This window comes from Mesorhizobium sp. M1A.F.Ca.IN.020.06.1.1 (assembly GCF_004023265.1).
Classification (GTDB): Bacteria; Pseudomonadota; Alphaproteobacteria; order Rhizobiales; family Rhizobiaceae; genus Mesorhizobium.
Genome location: NZ_RZSR01001502.1, coordinates 1 through 861, shown reverse-complemented (window position 1 = coordinate 861; position 861 = coordinate 1). Strand labels below are relative to the sequence as shown.

Sequence of the window (861 nt, the reverse complement as noted above, 5' to 3'; positions counted from 1 at the left end):
CTACAGGCTGAAGGGGCTGGCGGCGAAATAAGGCTTTCCAGCGTCATTGCCAGCGCGCCTAGATCATCTCCAGCCCGCGCTTGCGCGTCGGCGGCGGGAAGGCGCGGTCAAGTTCGGCAAGGTCTTCCGCCGTCAGGACGATGTCGAGCGCCGCAGCATTCTGGCGGACGTGCTCCTGCCGGCTGGCCTTCGGGATGGCAACGACGCCTTTCTGCGTCATTACCCAGGCAAGCGCGATCTGCGCGGCGGTGGCGTTGTGGCGGGCGGCAACGGCGTCGAGTCTGGCGTTGCGCGCCAGCGCGCCCTGCTCGACCGGCGAATAGGCCATCAGCGGGATGCCGCGCTCAAGGCTCCAGGGCGCGAGGTCGAATTCCGGACCGCGCCGAGAGAGATTGTAGAGGACCTGGTTGGTTTGGACGTGGGCGCCGGAGGGTAGGCCGACCAGTTCCTCCATCTCGTCGGTATCGAAATTGCTGACGCCCCAATGGCGGATCTTGCCGGCCGCCTTCAAGGCCTCGAAGGCTCCGATCGTTTCCGACAGCGGCACGCTGCCCGGCCAGTGCAGCAGATAGAGGTCGATGCGGTCGGTGGCGAGCCGTTTCAGACTGTTCTCGCAGGCCCGCTTGACGCCGGCGCGCGAGGCGTTGGACGGCAGTACCTTGGAAACCAGAAAAGTCTCGTCGCGGCGTCCGGCGATGGCTTCCGCCACCACCTCCTCGGCGCCGCCGCCGGCATACATTTCCGCCGTATCGATAAGCGTGATGCCGAGATCCAGCCCAAGCCTCAGCGCCGCGACCTCGTCGGCGCGGCGCCGGCCGTCCTCACCCATCTTCCACGTGCCTTGACCCAGCACCGGAACGG

General features: G+C 66.9%; 1 protein-coding gene. It reads right to left on the bottom strand.

Features of this window, described 5'->3' with window-relative positions; all coding sequences use genetic code 11:
- Positions 1–58: 58 nt before the first annotated feature.
- Complete coding sequence (locus EOA60_RS35145; RefSeq protein WP_281060814.1) at positions 59–853, bottom strand: aldo/keto reductase; 795 nt, start codon at positions 851–853, stop codon at positions 59–61.
- Positions 854–861: the final 8 nt, after the last annotated feature.